We start from the raw sequence: 16,541 nt of genomic DNA, 5'->3' as shown, positions 1-16,541 counted from the left end.
TGGTCATTCCCTTGTCAAAATCAATAACGCCGCATATAAGCCTTTTAAACTCGCCCTTTGGGAGCTCATTAGCAAACTGATAACATCACAAAATTGAAGAAATATAGAGTAACTATGTTTACTCAATTTTCCTTGTTCTAAGCTCGCTAATGAAGCTCTGAGTTGGGAAGAAATTTAATCAAATTGGTATTATTTATGTCTGAACTAACACTTTATCATTGTCGGGATTCTCGCTCTTTACGCCCTTTATGGGCACTTGAAGAAATGAATATTGACTGCAAACTAGTTAACATGGAGTTTCCACCTAGGTATAAAGTTCCAGAATACTTAGAAATCAACCCTTTAGGCACAGTACCAACACTACTTGACGGGGCTATCACATTAACCGAATCAACGGCTATTTGCCAATATTTAGTCGATAAATACAAAGATTCAACTATTGGTTTATCAAGTGAACATCCAGAGTATGGTAGTTATTTGAATTGGCTGCATAGAAGCGATACTACCTTTACATTCCCCCAAACCTTAGTACTTCGATATTCACGATACGAGCCTACCGAAAGACTTCAGCCACAAGTTGTTGAAGATTACCGCAAATGGTTCAATAGCCGTATAAGATGTATTGAATCAGCACTAGAGAATAAAGAATATTTGTGTGCTAATAAATTTACCATTGCAGATATTTGTGTTGGTTACGCACTTATTCTTGCAACAGAAATAAGTATTGATGATAAGTTTGGCCCAAATACTCAAGCTTACTTAGCTAGATTAACGGCAAGAGCCCCCTTTAAAGCAGCTAATGCCAAACAATTACATCTAAACAAAATATTTTAACGCGTATAAATATCTATTGATGAATTAGTAATCATCCTTGTATTAGACTAAAAAAACATGGTATGTATTACTAGTGTGCCTGATTAGATTTATTTTTAACGTTTTTATAAAAAAGCCTTTATAAATAAATCTAAGGATAATTTCGTTGCTTTTAAAGGAGTAAAAGGTATGCAAGGTGTTCCCACGAAAAACCTTTCTGATATTCCAATAGCATCATTGCTTAAACGCTCTGCTCTGATTTTTTTGCCTATTGCTTTTATACTCACCAGCATTCTTTTTCTAAGTGTTAATGTAGACAAAAAATTACAAATAAACAGAAAGAAATCCCAAGAAGCTAACCGTATTGAGCTTGTTAAAGAGCGTGTTACAAGAGATCTGTCGGTAGTTGATACTGACTTACGAGTAATCGTTAACATGCCCTTATTTCAAGAGTATGTTAATAGTGGAAACCCCCTATTAAAAACAAAAATAGAAGACTTTTTTCTTAATTTTAGCAGAGAAACAAAACGCTATGATCAAATGCGTTATTTAGACACTGATGGTCACGAAGTATTTCGCGTTAATTATAATAACGGTTATCCTGCCATTGTACCTAGTAATAAATTGCAAAATAAGAGAGAGCGTTATTATTTCATAGATACAATTAAACTCAATAAAGATGAGATTTTCGTTTCGCCATTAGATTTAAATATGGAGCTCGGCAAATTAGAAAGACCTTTTAAGCCTGTCATTCGTTACGGCACACCAGTATTTGACAATAACAATAATAAAAAAGGCATTATTCTACTTAATTATCTTGGTAGCAAATTATTGCGTATATTTCGTGAAGAAAAACAAGCGCTCTATTCAACCATGCTGCTCAATCGAGATGGATACTGGTTATCTGGCCCTAATCATGAAGATGAATGGGGATTTATGCTTGGTAAGGAAAATCAAACTTTTGGACATGACTATCCTGATGTTTGGCAAGTTGTATCCTCTTCTAAACAAGGTACTCTACTCACAGAAGAAGGACTCTTTGTTTTTACCACAGCCTACCATTTATCAAATTGGCAAGATTCAACGTTAAATTCAGTTACAACGTTAAATTCAGTTACGATGGATGATCATTATTGGAAGATTGTATCATTTATCCCACACACAGCTCTTTCTGTTAATACCATTTACAATCAACCTTTAAGTAAAGTATTGCTAGGTGTTATTTATTTACTACTCGGGTTGGCTAGCATATCTGTTGCTCGAATAATTTTAAACCGCAAACAAGTAGAAATGGCGTTACGTAACAGCTCAGCCCGCATTCTAGCCATTCTTAATGCTGTGAGTGAAGGCATTTATAGCATTGATATTAATGGAAACATAATGATAGAAAACCCAGCATCTATAAGAATATTGGGGTGGGATAACGAAGAAATAATAGGGCAACCTGCACATGAAATAATACATCAAACACGCGCTGATGGCTCCCCTTATTTAAGTTGCGAGTGTCCTATTTATGCAACACTCAATGATGAAATACCTCGTCAAGTTGATGATGAATTGTTTCGCTGTAAAGACGGTACCAATATACCAGTATCTTATGCCGCTAGAGTTATGCGAGACAGCGAAAGAAATGTTATTGGTGTCATTGTTTCATTTCGCAACATCACCGAACAAAAGCAGGCCAAACAGCTTTTACTTTCGGCCAAAAACAAAGCAGAAATGGCTAATCGGGCAAAAGATTCTTTTCTAGCCACCATGAGTCACGAAATTCGTACCCCGCTTACTGGCATGTTAGGTATGTTAGAAGTGCTTTCCATGGCCCCGCTGAAAAAAGATCAAGTTGAAACACTACAGGCAGCATGGGATTCAGCTAGAAACTTATTACGGATTGTTAACGATATCTTAGATTGGTCTAAAATTGAAGAAGGAAAGCTAGAAATTTCGCCTTGTTCTACTTTTATACCCCAATTATTACAGGAAGTTGTTAATACCTATTCACGTGCCGCCAGCATTAAATCTCTCATGATCAAACAATACAGTGATGAACGCCTCAGTTCAGCACATCTTGTTGATCCTTTACGGTTATCACAAGTACTTAATAACTTTGTCAGTAACGCTATTAAGTTTACTCAAAAAGGCGAAATTGAATTAACTGCTGAATTAATAGAAGTACACGAAAGTGGAGAACGCATTCGTTTTTCAGTTCGAGACACGGGTATTGGCATTTCTAAAAACAATCAAAAATATCTGTTTGAACGATATAGGCAAGAAAGTTCTGACACTGCGCGCATGTATGGTGGAACAGGCTTAGGGCTAGCAATTTGCCAACGTCTTGCAGATATGCTCGACGGTGAAATTTTATTAGAAAGCGAACCAGAACAGGGAGCAACCTTCAGCATTACATTGGTACTGCCAGTTTCAGGCGAGCCTGCAGAAAAAATAACCTGTCTGCATCCAGAAGTATCACAACGAGCAGTTGAGCCCTTGTTTAGTAAAAACATCAATACACCATTGGTACTGACAGTTGATGACCATCCGATTAATCGCGACCTATTAGCTCGTCAAGTCAAGTTACTTGGTCTTCGAGCTGAATCAGCCGAAAATGGTAAGGTCGCGTTATCTATGTGGTTAGAAGGCCGCTTTGACCTAGTTATTACCGACTGTCATATGCCAGAAATGGATGGATATGCTTTTTCTCTTGAAGTTCGTAAAAAAGAAGCAGAAAACAACTTACCTCGAACTCCTATTATAGCATGGACCGCCAATGCCCTTTCTGAAGAAACAAAAAACTGCCTCGCTGCGGGTATGGACGATCTGTTAGTAAAGCCAGCAAACTTAATCCAATTAAAACAAATGCTATCAAAATGGTTATCTATTGATGAGATGAATCATAACCAATGTCCCTCTACAATCAATTATGCCACCAATAGTCGAATTTCTACACCTATTGACTATACTGTACTACAACAGATTGAATCAGACAGTGGCAAGCAACTTCAAATATTGCAGGATTTTATACTACACATACGAACTGACTATGAAGAACTACTCCAGATGTTAGAACAAGAGGAACAAAAGAATATTAAAGATATAGCTCATCGTATGAAAGGCTCTAGTCGAATGGTAGGGGCAGAAGCTATGGCTAAAGCTTGTTTAGCAATTGAACAGTCGGCTAGCAATGGAGATGTCCCTAGTGCGAGAGAAGCAAGCATAGTGTTAGATTCAGAAATACAACGAGTAGAGACATACATCCTAGGAGTGAAAAAATAATGGATAATATTGATAAATTAAACCTTTGTGTGATGGAAGATGATGAGTTTCAACGTAAAATGCTTATAAAAATGCTTCAAACATTAGGTGTAACATCAATACGTGAAGGGAGCGATGGCAGACAAATGCTAAAAATAGTCCACAGCGAGAAAGTCAAACCAGATATTGTCCTGTGTGACCTAAATATGCCTAAAATGGATGGTTTAGAATTCCTTCGCCGTTTAGGTGGGGCCTACCAAAACATTGCAGTTATTATTATTAGTTCGTTGGATAGTAAGTTACTTGTTGCCGCGGGAAAGATTGCAAAAATGCATGGTATTCAACTACTGGGCGCAGTAGAAAAACCTATTATGTTGACTCAACTTAAAACATTACTCAGTAAGTTTGAACACATAGAAAACCCAAAAACATCTAATATTACTGCAGAAAGACATTTTACATTAGAAGAAATTTTAACGGGTATTCATGCCAAACAATTTGTACCATTTTTTCAAGCTAAAGTGGACTTAAAGTCAAGCCGTTTAGTTGGCGCTGAAGCACTAGCACGTTGGATTCATCCAAAACATGGAATAGTCAGTCCATATGCCTTTATCCCTATTCTTGAAAATAGTAATAATATCGATGAATTAACCTTTCATATGCTAGAGCAATCGGCTGCTGCCTGTCGTATATTCCACGACAATGGCCATTTTATTTCTGTATCAGTCAACATTTCATTAGCTTCGCTGGGTGATCAAGACTTGGCAGAAAAAATTACTAATATTGTAAAAAAATCGGGCTTAGAGAACAGATACATTGTGTTAGAAATTACTGAATCTGCAGCAATGACGGATATTGCAAATGCAATGGAAAACTTAACCCGTTTGCGCATGAACGGATTTTCACTTTCTATCGACGATTACGGTACTGGGTATTCTAGCATGCAACAACTCACACGAATTCCCTTCAACGAATTAAAAATTGACCAATCATTTGTACAAGACTTTGCTGACAATGAAGCTTTACGGATTGTCGTAGAGTCAAGCATTCATATGGCTCATAAACTACGAGTAAAAAGCGTTGCTGAAGGAGTAGAAACACAACAAGACTGGGACATGCTAAAAAGTATGAAATGCGATATAGTGCAAGGTTATTTTATCTCTAGACCTATTGATTTAGCAGCATTTAATGATTTTATTAAATTTTCAACTTAAGATAAATTGTTACATTAACTAGCGTAACAATTTATTCTCTACTACAAGCAGCTTAAATTATATTACTACTTATTTCTTTTTTATTTTTCTTTTACGCATCACCAGAAAAGATACAGAGGCTAATATAATAATAATACCATTCACTACCGCTATCATTAATATTGTTTGTGTCTTTTCTTCTTCTTCTATTTTTTGTTGTAAAGCGAGTTCTTCAGCAAGCTTAGCTTTTTGTGCTGCAAGAATTTGTTCTGGCGTTTCTACCTGAACTTCATTTTTTTTCTCAGGCGTTGTTAACGATATTTGTTTCAGAGCCCCTTTTACATTAAAAGTAAATTCTGGCACAACTAAACGAAATTCTCTACCTGATATGGTTTTACCAAATGCACTTAAATTAACTCGGTGAATGCCTGGTTCAGTATAAGGTATATCCTTAATTCGACTTTCAGGAAATTCAGGTGTTTCATCTTCAATAATTGAAAAAGATTTTGTTTGCCTATCAGGAAAAGTTGTTTTGCCTTGAAAAACTAAACTACTAGGATCAACATGGGTTGAATCAATAGTGATCAGTAAACTGTGTGCCGTTGCTTCTGTGTCTGATGTTTCTATTGAGAGAGTAATAGGTGATTTATTTAAAAAAATAGGCTTTTGTCTAAGTTCTCTTGTTATTAGGGGTAATTTAATTTTATATACAGGTTGCCATTCACCTGAAGCAAAATCTAAAACAAATTCGCCTGTATAAATACCGTCACCTGCATATTCATCCAAACCACGCCCATTATCTTCAAATGATGCTAATTTAAAAGCATCTCGACCAAAATTATCGTAAGCTGAATTGTTTGTACTAAAAAAATTCACGTCTAGCTGTACAACATCTTTAAATGCAGAAATATCAATTTTCTTATTACCGTTATACAGCTTACCTACAATCTTTAAGGTTTCTCCCGAAAGTACAACCTCAGGTAAAGGATCAACTGCAATAGTAACTTCTGACATAACTAAGATTTTACTCTCAGGTAAAATGTCACCAATAGCTTGCCACGGGCCAGGCGTAGGCTTGATTATTTTTATCATGTCAAATGTACTTGCATCATGCCATTGTACATTTGCTTGGTCATAATCATGTACCCGAATTTTTTTACCGTCAGGTTGTACCAGAATAACAGGTCTACTTCCTCTTTTTCTGAAAAAAATAAGTGTTACTTCATCTAACTCAGCATCAATACGAAAGCGGTTGTCAAAATAAGGAATTTCATTAGTGACATTATCTGTGTGATAAAAATCTATTTCTCCATTTAATGACAATTGTTCATCGTTTTGAACTGTTTTACTCTCGTGCTCTACATTTATTGCTTCTTGTGTTGTTTCTACTGAAAAAGCATAATTTACATTGATTAATAGCAGATAGAAAAATACTAATGATTTGGTAATTTCCAAAGTGGCTCTCCCCCTTTTTCCTGAATAACCGACAATCTTTTCACATGAGCTTCCACTTCATCGGCAGAAGCAGTAAGAACCTTTAGTTTTGTCCTATCACTATGCAATCGTCTAATAGCATTTTCATCACCACCGTTATTATCACCAACAGATAAATTAAAGGTAGCTTGTTCCCGGGTCATCTCAATGTAAACAAACGCGAGTAATTGAGCATCAATTAAAGCGCCGTGATAAGTACGATCTATTAACTTATCTACTTTATAAAAACGCGCTAAATAATCTAACGTTTTCGGTGAGCCAAACTCATCTTTTGATGTTTTTAAAGTATCTGTAATAGTACAAATATCTTCTGTCATTGGCACTTTATTGCGAGAACGCTCTGCAAAATTTAATAATGAAAACTCATGATCCATAAACCCCACATCAAACTTTGCGTTATGAATCACCAATTCACCACCGCGAATAAAATCAATAAACTCATCAACTATTTGTGAGAAAGTTGGTTTGTCATCTAAAAACTCATTAGTTAAACCATGTACATTAATAACTTCTTGGTCCATCTGTAAAACTTGCCCACGAGGGTCAAGCGGTTTTATATAGGCATGATACGTGCGCCCTGTTAACTGGCGATTAATCATTTCTACGCAACCTATTTCAACTATTCTATGTCCCTCTCTCGGGTTTATGCCGGTGGTTTCAGTATCAAGAATAATCAAACGTTCTTCTTGTTTAAGATCGGCTTTGGACTCATTGTTACTCGAAAAACTACTCATACTCACAATAACTATCTCTATCTTTTTTCATTTATAAAATTATTTTTCTGGTATTTTTTGTGGAAATTCTTCTAGGTTTATTTTAAACCGTTCACTGCTATAGCATAGTACAATCAAGGCAACGCTAATGATTATTTGAATAAAAACCCATGTTAGCGAAAATAACTGCCAATAAAAATAGGCAACCATATGGGTAAGTAAATCAAACAATAATGCCACAATAATAATTGTTCGGCAGTGTTGCCACGCTGCTTGTACCCAATTAGCTGCTTCAGGCCTACGTAAGCTAATAATAAGCACTACAAACAAGCCAATAGCTCCCGAAAGTAAGCTTAAGTAAAATAAGGAAGTTTCGGGATAAATCCAAGAAATAATACTCACTCTATCACGCATATTGGTAACTGACATCAACCAAACGATATAACCACGTAAAATGAATAACAATACCAAATAAAAACGTTTAGATAGTTTTAAACAATCATAACTATCAAAATCTTCAACCGAATAACGTTGATACTTTTTGGAATATTTATTGCTCACCCAACGTCCTTACGGTTTTTTGTCGATTTACGTTCAAGCTTTAAATATTCTTGCCCTGCTGTAATTGCTTTCACCGCTTTTGAATTAAATTCACGAGTGTATAAGGTATAAACAACCCAAAGGCTCATCACAATAAGTAACAATGGATGAAAAAACCAACAAATTGCTGCTAAAGCAAAATAATAAGAACGCAGTCCATAATTATACGAATGCGCAGCTTGGTCTTGTACAATTGACATTTGTTTTGCATATGCCTTTAAATTTTCATTTAAACCTGAAACATCAATAGGAGCAGCACCTACCATAACATTAACAAAACCATATTGTCGCATAGACCAAGTAAATTGAAAGAATGACAAAACAAAAATTGATACAAGCAAGGTTAACTTAAATTGTATTGCTAAATGACTAGGATGATCAGCATAAGGCATCGATGATATTACCATTTCTAACGTATCAATTTTAGCAAAAAGCGTTAACAAACCAGCGAGTATCAATAAAGTACTTGAAGCAAAAAAAGTGATATTTCGTTCTAAATTCGCCAATAAAGCAGCCTCTCCTACTCTTACCTCTCTGGTGATAACTTCATACATCCAGTAAATTCTGTGTTGATTTAAACTTCGTGCTAAACAATCAGTTGTTTTTGCTTTTTTGCGAGCAAACCACGTATAACCAGACCAGCAAAGGAAAAAAACTAATAAAGCAAAAATGTCAATGATAGATAATGGCATGTAAACACTCATAAAACGGGTAGTTAAAATATCTCAATACAATATTAACTTGTTAATATCAGACTGTAACCTAATACCAGCAATAATTTAGCTTATCTTTTAAAATAATTTATTCACTGCTTCTACTCTTGGTAATAGCGATTCAAAATTGATGTATTCACAAGTAGATATTGTGTTAATGAATTAAATTTGTAACAATTCACCTAAAATTTGTACGGGTTATTTTTATGTCATAACGATTTGAGTTTAATTCTACTTAACTCAACGTACTAGAATTACAACAATAAAATAATAAATATAAAAATCAAAAACTTACGGACGATTTATGCAAAAGCTAAGTTATAATAACTTATTAGTGCTTTTTGTTGCTTTTTTGCTGGTATCACCAATCTCAGCTGTACAAGCAATCGATGTACTTACTCTCAACCAAAACATACCATTACATCCTTTAAATATTCCCTACGCTAACGGGCAAATCACAATTGACGGTGAATTAGACGACAACCTTTGGTCTAACGCCCTACCAATAGAGCTAAGTATTGTAAATAATCCATGGAATAACCTTGCTAGCCCAATAAAAACAACAGCAAAATTGATAGAAAATGGTAAATTCCTTTATGTGGCATTTGTTGCCGATGATCCTACCCCTGAGAATATTCAAGGTTTTTTCACCGACCGTGACAATGCTTGGTCTCATGATTTAGTGGGTATTAAACTAGATACACACAATAACCGTCGTTTAAATTATGAGTTTTTTGTTAATCCCTACGGTGTACAGAACGATGCAACTTTCAATGAAATAACCAGCCAAGCGAATACTTCTTGGGATGGCCTTTGGTTTTCTTTTGGTAAAAAAACGGAGCAAGGTTATCAAGTAGAAATAGCAATTCCCTACAATATATTAAATTTTGAAAGCGACGGACAAGAAAAAAAATGGGCTATAGAGCTTGTTAGAACCTACCCTAGAGATACAAATTTACGCATCTCTAATGTTCCTATTAATCGAGACAATCCTTGCTGGCTTTGTCAATACCCAGAAGCAGTAGGCTTTAAAAATGCCAATATAGGAAAAAACATACGTTTAACACCATCATTAACAGCAACCAGAGATGAGACGCGTGATATTTTTGCTGATACCAGTGACGTAAAAAGTAACTGGTCTGCTGATAATGATATTGAAGCTGGTCTTGATTTACGCTGGGGAATCAATGCCCATAACTTATTAAATGCGACAATAAACCCTGACTTTTCAACGGTAGAAAGTGATAGTGGTCAACTAAACGTTAATACTAATTTTTCATTATTCTATGAAGAAAAACGTGCCTTTTTCTTAGATAACAGCGACTATTTCAGTAGTGATTTTAACTTGGTTTATACCCGTAACATCGCTAACCCAGATTATGGCATAAAAGTAACGGGTAGGGTTGATAAACACAGTTACGGTATTTTTAATACCAATGACACTGAAACCAACATACTTTTACCTGGCAACTTAGATTCTCGCCTCGTTACTTTAAACAAAAAAAGTAACACAAGTGCGTTGCGTTATCGGTATGATTTTGATGAAAACTTAACACTGGGCTCTATCGCAACATTACGTTCAGCAAATAACTACCATAACTATGTTGTAGGTATAGATGCACGCTACCGTTTGTCTGATTCTGATGCAATAAAAGCACAAGTATTGAACTCAGACACCTTATATCCTAACGAACTAAGCGCAAACATGCCCTTTAAACATAACAATAACAGTTTTACTGACCAAGCATTTAAATTAAATTACACCCATAACTCAGAATATTGGTTAATTGAATTGGATCATCAAAATATTGGGGCTGATTTTCGTGCTGATTTAGGTTATATGCCAAAAGCGGATATAAAGATAGATCAAGCTGTATTAGAAAGAACATTTTATTCTGAACAAGATAGTATCTGGCAAGAAGCAAGAGTTTCAGGTGAGTGGAAAATCATTCACAATACTAATAACGAATTAATTGAACGCGAGTTAACAGCTGGTTTTGCTATTGATGGGTCTCTACAATCAATACTTGAATTATACTTAATTCATAGTGAAAAAGTCGGCCTTCGTCATGATCACAACAATTCAAATATTGATAATAACACCACGTCTTTTAATGAAAATCAGTTTAAGTTGTATTACAGTGCCAATATCAACAACCGTACCTATATTTCTCTTGATATGGCGCTTGGCGATAAAATTGATTATGCACATAATCGTTTAGGCGATTTAACTGAAGCCACGGGTAATATCACTGTTTTTGTAACCGACCATTTAGAAGTAGATTTTTATCAAACCTACAGTAAACTAAATGCTCAAAATAACAATAAAGATATTAACGTTTATAAAGCAAATATTTCAGAATTACGTTTATCTTACCAATTTGATATTCAAAGTTACCTAAAACTCAGTCTAATTTATAATGATGTTGACTATTTTAACGATGAACACATTAAAGATTTATCAAGCCAACTTATTTATGCTTATAAGCTTAACCCACAAACTGTATTTTTCTTAGGTTACTCTGACAATAGCTATCAAGACAATGACTTAACTAAGTTAACCCGTGCAGAAAAAACCTTTTTTACAAAAGTTAGCTATGCTTTTTCGCTGTAAGCATATTCACCTAATAATTCACGCGTTTAGCAATTATAAGTGCGTGAATTATTTGAAGCCTCTGAATATTAAACACCTATTTATTTTATATTAATGCCTTAATTCCTTGCCCTAATCCTGCCAGTGTTAATGGATACATCTTGTTTGCAACTAGTTGCTGCATTATTTGAATGGATGCATAATAAGACCATTGTTGCTCTGCTTGAGGATTTAGCCAAATTACTTTGTCGAAATGGTCGGTTAACCTTTTCATCCACACACTGCCTGGTTCTTCATTCCAATATTCAACACTACCACCAGGGTAAGTAATTTCATATGGTCCCATAGTCGCATCACCCACAAAAATCACCTTATAATCACGACTATAGGTGTGTAAAACTTGTAGTAAATCTATTTTTTCAGTTTGCCTTCGACTATTATCTCGCCAAACGTTTTCATAAATACAGTTATGAAAATAAAAGAATTCTAAATGTTTAAATTCACCATGAATTGCAGAAAATAATTGTTCGCACACTTTTATGTGGTCATCCATTGAACCACCAATATCAAAGAACATCAGCACCTTGATGGCATTATGACGCTCTGGTTTCATTTTAATATCAAGATAGCCAGCATTTCTTGCAGTTGATGCAATAGTATCATCAAGGGCGAGTTCTTCACTCGTGCCCGTACGCGCAAACTGCCTTAATTTACGCAATGCCACTTTCATATTACGAGTGCCTATTTCTACATTCGCATCTAAATTTTTAAATTGGCGTTTATCCCATGCTTTCGTTGCTTTTCGATGCCTAGAGCCTTCTTGTCCTATGCGGACACCTTCTGGATTATAACCATAAGCGCCAAAAGGAGATGTACCTCCTGTGCCTATCCACTTATTACCCCCTTGGTGTCTTTTTTCTTGTTCTTTTAGTCGCTCCGCCAGCGTTTCCATTAATTTATCTAAACCACCTAACGCAGATATTTTAGCCTTTTCTTCATCAGTCAGTTGTTTTTCAAGCTGCTTCTTTAACCAATCTTCTGGTATTTTTGATAGATCTAACTCTAAACTTGCCACTCCTTTAAAGTAATCAGCAAAGGCTCGATCAAATTTATCAAAGTGCGCTTCATCTTTAACTAAAATGGTTCGACTTAAACTATAAAAGTCATCAATATTTGCAAAAACAACGCCTTGCTCTAACGCTCGCAGAAGATCAAGTAACTCGCGCAAGGTGCAAGGTACTTTGTAATCACGCACCTTACAAAAGAAATCAATTAACATACCAATTCACCTCAAACCTAACGGTGACGCTGGTGCATAAAAGCAAGCTTTTCAAACAAATGAACATCTTGTTCATTTTTTAATAAAGCGCCATGCAAAGGAGGTATCACTTTTTTCTGTCTGGTTTCATGCAATATTTCCTCTGATATATCTTCGGCCAATAATAATTTAAGCCAATCAATAAGCTCCGAGGTCGATGGTTTTTTCTTCAAACCTGGCATTTCTCGCAAATCAAAAAATAAAGCTAGCGCTTCATCTAATAACGTTTTTTTAATGTTTGGAAAGTGCACATCAACAATTGCTTGCATTTCATCCTTTTCAGGAAAATTAATGTAATGGAAAAAACAACGTCTAAGAAAAGCATCGGGTAATTCTTTTTCATTGTTAGACGTTATGATAATAATTGGTCTTTGTTTAGCTATAACCTTTTCTTGCGTTTCGTAAACAAAGAATTCCATTTTATCGAGTTCTAATAAAAGGTCATTTGGAAATTCAATATCTGCTTTATCAATTTCATCAATTAATAAAACGGGGCGGTTATCAGCAGTAAAGGCATGCCACAATTTACCTTTAATGATGTAATTACTTATCTCATTGACTTTTTCGTTACCTAGCTGACTGTCTCTTAAGCGTGATACGGCATCATATTCATATAAACCTTGTTGTGCTTTAGTGGTTGACTTTATATGCCATGGAATAAGTTCCACGTTTAAACTCATTGCTAGCTCTTCAGCTAACATGGTTTTACCCGTACCTGGCTCACCCTTTATTAACAATGGTTTCTCTAAAGCAATAGCGGCATTAACCGCTAATTGTAAGTCATTTGATGCAATATAATTGCTTGTGCCTTGAAATGCGCTCATATTTTTATTTCCAAAAATCATGCTGAGTGATAGTTAATAATAGCGTGATACTTTAATTTTTTAAAATAGTACTAGATAATCATTTATCTATTCCATAAAATTATATAAGTTATAACAAAATATCACTTCTTTTTCTCTCGTAAAGCGCTAATCTTAACAAATATAATTAAGTGAACATAGTCACAGGAACCTGCAATGTCTAATATATTTGAAGATAATTCAACCTCCATAGGTAATACGCCTTTGGTAAAGCTAAACCGCGTAATTGCGAGCAAAACTAGCGATGGCACACCAGCAGCAACCGTGCTTGCCAAAGTAGAATCAAGAAACCCAAGCTTTAGCGTTAAATGCCGAATTGGCGCAGGCATGGTGTGGGATGCAGAAGAAAAAGGCCTACTAAGTCCAGGAAAAGAAATCGTAGAGCCAACAAGTGGTAACACAGGTATTGCGCTTGCTTTTGTTGCTGCTGCAAGAGGTTATGGTATTACTTTGACTATGCCAAGCACAATGAGTTTAGAACGCCGTAAGTTATTATCGGCTCTAGGCGCAAAAGTTGAATTAACTGATGGCGCTAAAGGCATGAACGGTGCTATTGCTAAAGCACAAGAAATTAAAGACTCTAATCCTGAAAAATATGTATTATTAGGTCAATTTGACAACCCAGCTAACCCACAAATTCATGAAAAAACTACTGGCCCAGAAATCTGGCGTGATACTGAAGGTAAAATTGATATTTTAGTTTCTGGTGTTGGTACTGGTGGTACAATTACAGGTATTAGCCGCTATATAAAATTAACAGAAGGTAAGGCAATTTCAAGCATTGCCGTTGAGCCAACTGACTCACCTGTTATTACGCAAAAACTTGCTGGCGAAGAGTTAACCCCAGGCCCTCATAAAATTCAAGGTATTGGTGCAGGTTTTATTCCTGGTAACTTAGATTTAGATCTTATTGATGGTGTAGAGCAAATATCTAATGAAGACTCTATGGCAATGTCACACAGATTAATGAAAGAAGAAGGAATTCTTGCTGGTATTTCGTCAGGTGCCGCAGTAGCTGCAGCAAAACGACTTGCTGAAAAACCTGAAAACTCAGGTAAAACCATTGTGGTAATTTTACCAAGCTCTGCAGAGCGTTATCTATCAAGTGCTTTATTTAGTGATAGCTTTACAGAAAAAGAATTAGTGCAGTAAAAACAATCTAATAGAATCCTATTCTTTAAAGGTGCTTCGGCACCTTTTTTATTGGATAAGTTTTTTAATATACGATGTTTAATCGTATATTAAAAAACTTATATTGAAAAAACTAAGCTATTCACGTTATGCTTAGTTTACACACCATAACCTCACTTAATAACGTCATCTTATGTATAAAAAATTTTCTATTATTTTCGTTTTTCTGTTTTTCCTAAGTGCTTGTGGTGAAGAAGAAATTCACGAAATTGAAAACCCAAAATTTGTTGCTGTTGCTTTTTTTGAAGCTATCTACATTGAGAAAAATATTGAAAAAGCTGCTTCGGTATCAGGCCTGAAATTGGGGCGGTTATTGCGGCATTACAAAACATCTCAGTCAGTTGCTAGGCATCTGTTTAATATGCCTTTTGAAAAAATCATTGAAATAAGACCAGATGATAATGGCGTAAAAATTAGAGAGCGATTTAAAGACAAAATCGCGGTGACCATTTTTTTAGTAGGTACTCACAATGACAGAAAAATAAATCATGTGAAACGCCTTTTATTAATTCAAAATGATGACGATGATTGGATTGTTGACGAAATATTAAAAGACCCCTTCTAAAGAATATTCTTCCTCTAAGTCTTTATAACAATTATTAAAACTCTTTTATTACTAATCGTCTACTATTGTATAACATATCAAACCATTACTCAGGCAAACCAATATGTGCATGCCCACGCTTATAATCGACAGTAATTAAAAAATGTTTCAAAATGTCATAACCAATTATACCTTGAACTTTTTTGCCTTTAATTTTTGAACCAGCCCAATAATGTTGATTAGTTAAAGTAGAATTATTACCTTCGGCTGGTATGGTTACCAATACATTTTCCAGCTCAAATGGACCAAACTTTAATTGTGGAATTCTAAAGCTTTCTGTTTCTTTTAAAGAATTAACTCCCATCGTTATCGTTGACTCGCTTTCTATTCCTTCTAACCACCCCATTTTATTGGCTACTGAACGATCAACTACTAACCCCCCTGAATTTCCAGTATCAAGTATCAACCATAAGTGTTTGTTGTCGGCTAAACCCACTTTAACAATCAACATACCTGTAACTTTCTGTCTTCTTGCTTCTATATTTGGAAACTTAGCAACATCTATAGAATCTTCACTGACCAATCGCATTTTTCTATTAGGATAATCAAACTGAGTAACAAATTTATCAAAAAAACTACTACCAAACAAAAGCCCACTAGAATGATGCCCTAAATTCATTTCAGTAATTTTATCAACCGTAGTTTCAATGCCTAAAAAACTAATTGGAACATTAGTAAATGTAGTTTTATTCTCTACACCAAAAACACCTCTAACTTTTCTTTTACTACCTTTATCTAATGTTAATTGATGCTTTGCAACAAAAGCCTTATTAATACCACTCAATTGAGATCCCGTATCAAGCATTGCATAGGTATCAATATCTGCAATAGTAGCAGGTATTTTCACATGACCATGTTCAAGATTAAAATCAATCCATTCGGTGACTACGGCAGCACATTGATGTGTTAAGAATAAAAAAGCGAGTGGTAATAATACCTTCATAATAAGTCCTTTTATTTGTAAGAATCCGATTTTCATTATGCTAACAACTATACCATATATAATAGCAATCTCACTAACTATGTGATCATTTCTACTTGCTAAAACCACCAACTACATCGTTATTTATTTAGTAATTAGAACAAATAGTTATTGAAATAAATGTCTTGTATTTGGCAATTTTTTCTAGGTATGAAACTGGTATAAATCATCACCGATCGTAAGACCATTCAAATTATTGAAATAGCAGACACAAA

At 35.0% G+C, this 16,541-nt stretch carries 13 protein-coding genes; 6 read left to right on the top strand and 7 right to left on the bottom strand.

Annotated features, from left to right (window positions below):
• Nucleotides 1-195 precede the first annotated feature (195 nt).
• From ACE1OF_RS14895 to ACE1OF_RS14885, 3 genes are all read left to right on the top strand, one after another.
• Nucleotides 196-834, top strand: a complete 639-nt coding sequence (locus tag ACE1OF_RS14895) for a glutathione S-transferase family protein (protein ID WP_448895438.1) — start codon at nt 196-198, stop codon at nt 832-834.
• 168 nt (nt 835-1,002) lie between these two features.
• Nucleotides 1,003-4,083: an ATP-binding protein gene (locus tag ACE1OF_RS14890; protein ID WP_448895437.1), complete on the top strand. Its 3,081-nt coding sequence runs from the start codon at nt 1,003-1,005 to the stop codon at nt 4,081-4,083.
• Nucleotides 4,083-5,276, top strand: a complete 1,194-nt coding sequence (locus ACE1OF_RS14885; RefSeq protein WP_448895436.1) for an EAL domain-containing response regulator — start codon at nt 4,083-4,085, stop codon at nt 5,274-5,276. The genes ACE1OF_RS14890 and ACE1OF_RS14885 overlap by 1 nt, the downstream gene beginning before the upstream one ends.
• Before the next feature lie 69 nt (nt 5,277-5,345).
• Here the strand turns inward: ACE1OF_RS14885 and ACE1OF_RS14880 are convergent, their stop codons facing one another.
• The 4 genes from ACE1OF_RS14880 to ACE1OF_RS14865 are packed head-to-tail and all read right to left on the bottom strand — an operon-like array spanning nt 5,346 to nt 8,754.
• A complete protein-coding gene (locus tag ACE1OF_RS14880; RefSeq protein ID WP_448895435.1) occupies nt 5,346-6,710 on the bottom strand; it encodes a TIGR03503 family protein in 1,365 nt (454 codons plus the stop codon).
• Nucleotides 6,689-7,483 carry a DNA polymerase III subunit epsilon gene (dnaQ, locus tag ACE1OF_RS14875; RefSeq protein WP_448895434.1) on the bottom strand — a complete coding sequence of 265 codons (795 nt, stop codon included), beginning with the start codon at nt 7,481-7,483 and terminating at the stop codon, nt 6,689-6,691. Before dnaQ ends, ACE1OF_RS14880 begins: the two co-directional genes overlap by 22 nt.
• 39 nt (nt 7,484-7,522) lie before the next feature.
• Nucleotides 7,523-8,023 carry a DUF2919 family protein gene (locus ACE1OF_RS14870; RefSeq protein ID WP_448895433.1) on the bottom strand — a complete coding sequence of 167 codons (501 nt, stop codon included), beginning with the start codon at nt 8,021-8,023 and terminating at the stop codon, nt 7,523-7,525.
• On the bottom strand, nt 8,020-8,754 hold the full coding sequence (locus ACE1OF_RS14865; protein WP_448895432.1) for a DUF599 domain-containing protein: 735 nt from the start codon (nt 8,752-8,754) through the stop codon (nt 8,020-8,022). Before ACE1OF_RS14865 ends, ACE1OF_RS14870 begins: the two co-directional genes overlap by 4 nt.
• 325 nt (nt 8,755-9,079) lie before the next feature.
• On the opposite strand from ACE1OF_RS14865, the gene ACE1OF_RS14860 reads away from it, so the two are divergent.
• Nucleotides 9,080-11,389, top strand: a complete 2,310-nt coding sequence (locus ACE1OF_RS14860; RefSeq protein ID WP_448895431.1) for a DUF5916 domain-containing protein — start codon at nt 9,080-9,082, stop codon at nt 11,387-11,389.
• A gap of 85 nt (nt 11,390-11,474) precedes the next feature.
• Here ACE1OF_RS14860 and ACE1OF_RS14855 read toward each other — a convergent pair whose 3' ends face one another.
• Together ACE1OF_RS14855 and ACE1OF_RS14850 are read right to left on the bottom strand one after the other, a co-directional pair.
• Complete coding sequence (locus tag ACE1OF_RS14855; protein WP_448895430.1) at nt 11,475-12,647, bottom strand: vWA domain-containing protein; 1,173 nt, start codon at nt 12,645-12,647, stop codon at nt 11,475-11,477.
• A 17-nt stretch (nt 12,648-12,664) separates the two neighbouring features.
• Nucleotides 12,665-13,510 (bottom strand): AAA family ATPase, encoded by an 846-nt coding sequence (locus tag ACE1OF_RS14850; RefSeq protein ID WP_448895429.1) that lies wholly within the window; start codon nt 13,508-13,510, stop codon nt 12,665-12,667.
• A gap of 195 nt (nt 13,511-13,705) precedes the next feature.
• Here ACE1OF_RS14850 and cysK point away from each other — a divergent pair, with 195 nt between their 5' ends.
• Together cysK and ACE1OF_RS14840 are read left to right on the top strand one after the other, a co-directional pair.
• Complete coding sequence (cysK, locus tag ACE1OF_RS14845; protein ID WP_448895428.1) at nt 13,706-14,701, top strand: cysteine synthase A; 996 nt, start codon at nt 13,706-13,708, stop codon at nt 14,699-14,701.
• A gap of 172 nt (nt 14,702-14,873) precedes the next feature.
• Nucleotides 14,874-15,305 (top strand): hypothetical protein, encoded by a 432-nt coding sequence (locus ACE1OF_RS14840; RefSeq protein ID WP_448895427.1) that lies wholly within the window; start codon nt 14,874-14,876, stop codon nt 15,303-15,305.
• 85 nt (nt 15,306-15,390) lie between these two features.
• Here ACE1OF_RS14840 and ACE1OF_RS14835 read toward each other — a convergent pair whose 3' ends face one another.
• Nucleotides 15,391-16,287, bottom strand: coding sequence for a pepsin/retropepsin-like aspartic protease family protein (locus ACE1OF_RS14835; RefSeq protein ID WP_448895426.1), 897 nt, complete (start codon nt 16,285-16,287; stop codon nt 15,391-15,393).
• Nucleotides 16,288-16,541: the final 254 nt, after the last annotated feature.

Source organism: Colwellia sp. E150_009, assembly GCF_053543955.1.
The sequence above is the reverse complement of the archived record's forward strand: the minus strand, read 5'-3'. Positions and strand labels throughout refer to the sequence as shown.

Coding starts and splice junctions, on each gene's coding strand:
- dnaQ (WP_448895434.1), bottom strand. CDS start 7,483: ATGAGTAGTTTTTCGAGTAACAATGAGTCCAAAGCCGATCTTAAACAA.
- ACE1OF_RS14895 (WP_448895438.1), top strand. CDS start 196: ATGTCTGAACTAACACTTTATCATTGTCGGGATTCTCGCTCTTTACGC.
- ACE1OF_RS14850 (WP_448895429.1), bottom strand. CDS start 13,510: ATGAGCGCATTTCAAGGCACAAGCAATTATATTGCATCAAATGACTTA.
- ACE1OF_RS14885 (WP_448895436.1), top strand. CDS start 4,083: ATGGATAATATTGATAAATTAAACCTTTGTGTGATGGAAGATGATGAG.
- ACE1OF_RS14890 (WP_448895437.1), top strand. CDS start 1,003: ATGCAAGGTGTTCCCACGAAAAACCTTTCTGATATTCCAATAGCATCA.
- ACE1OF_RS14860 (WP_448895431.1), top strand. CDS start 9,080: ATGCAAAAGCTAAGTTATAATAACTTATTAGTGCTTTTTGTTGCTTTT.
- ACE1OF_RS14855 (WP_448895430.1), bottom strand. CDS start 12,647: ATGTTAATTGATTTCTTTTGTAAGGTGCGTGATTACAAAGTACCTTGC.
- ACE1OF_RS14840 (WP_448895427.1), top strand. CDS start 14,874: ATGTATAAAAAATTTTCTATTATTTTCGTTTTTCTGTTTTTCCTAAGT.
- cysK (WP_448895428.1), top strand. CDS start 13,706: ATGTCTAATATATTTGAAGATAATTCAACCTCCATAGGTAATACGCCT.
- ACE1OF_RS14835 (WP_448895426.1), bottom strand. CDS start 16,287: ATGAAGGTATTATTACCACTCGCTTTTTTATTCTTAACACATCAATGT.
- ACE1OF_RS14865 (WP_448895432.1), bottom strand. CDS start 8,754: ATGCCATTATCTATCATTGACATTTTTGCTTTATTAGTTTTTTTCCTT.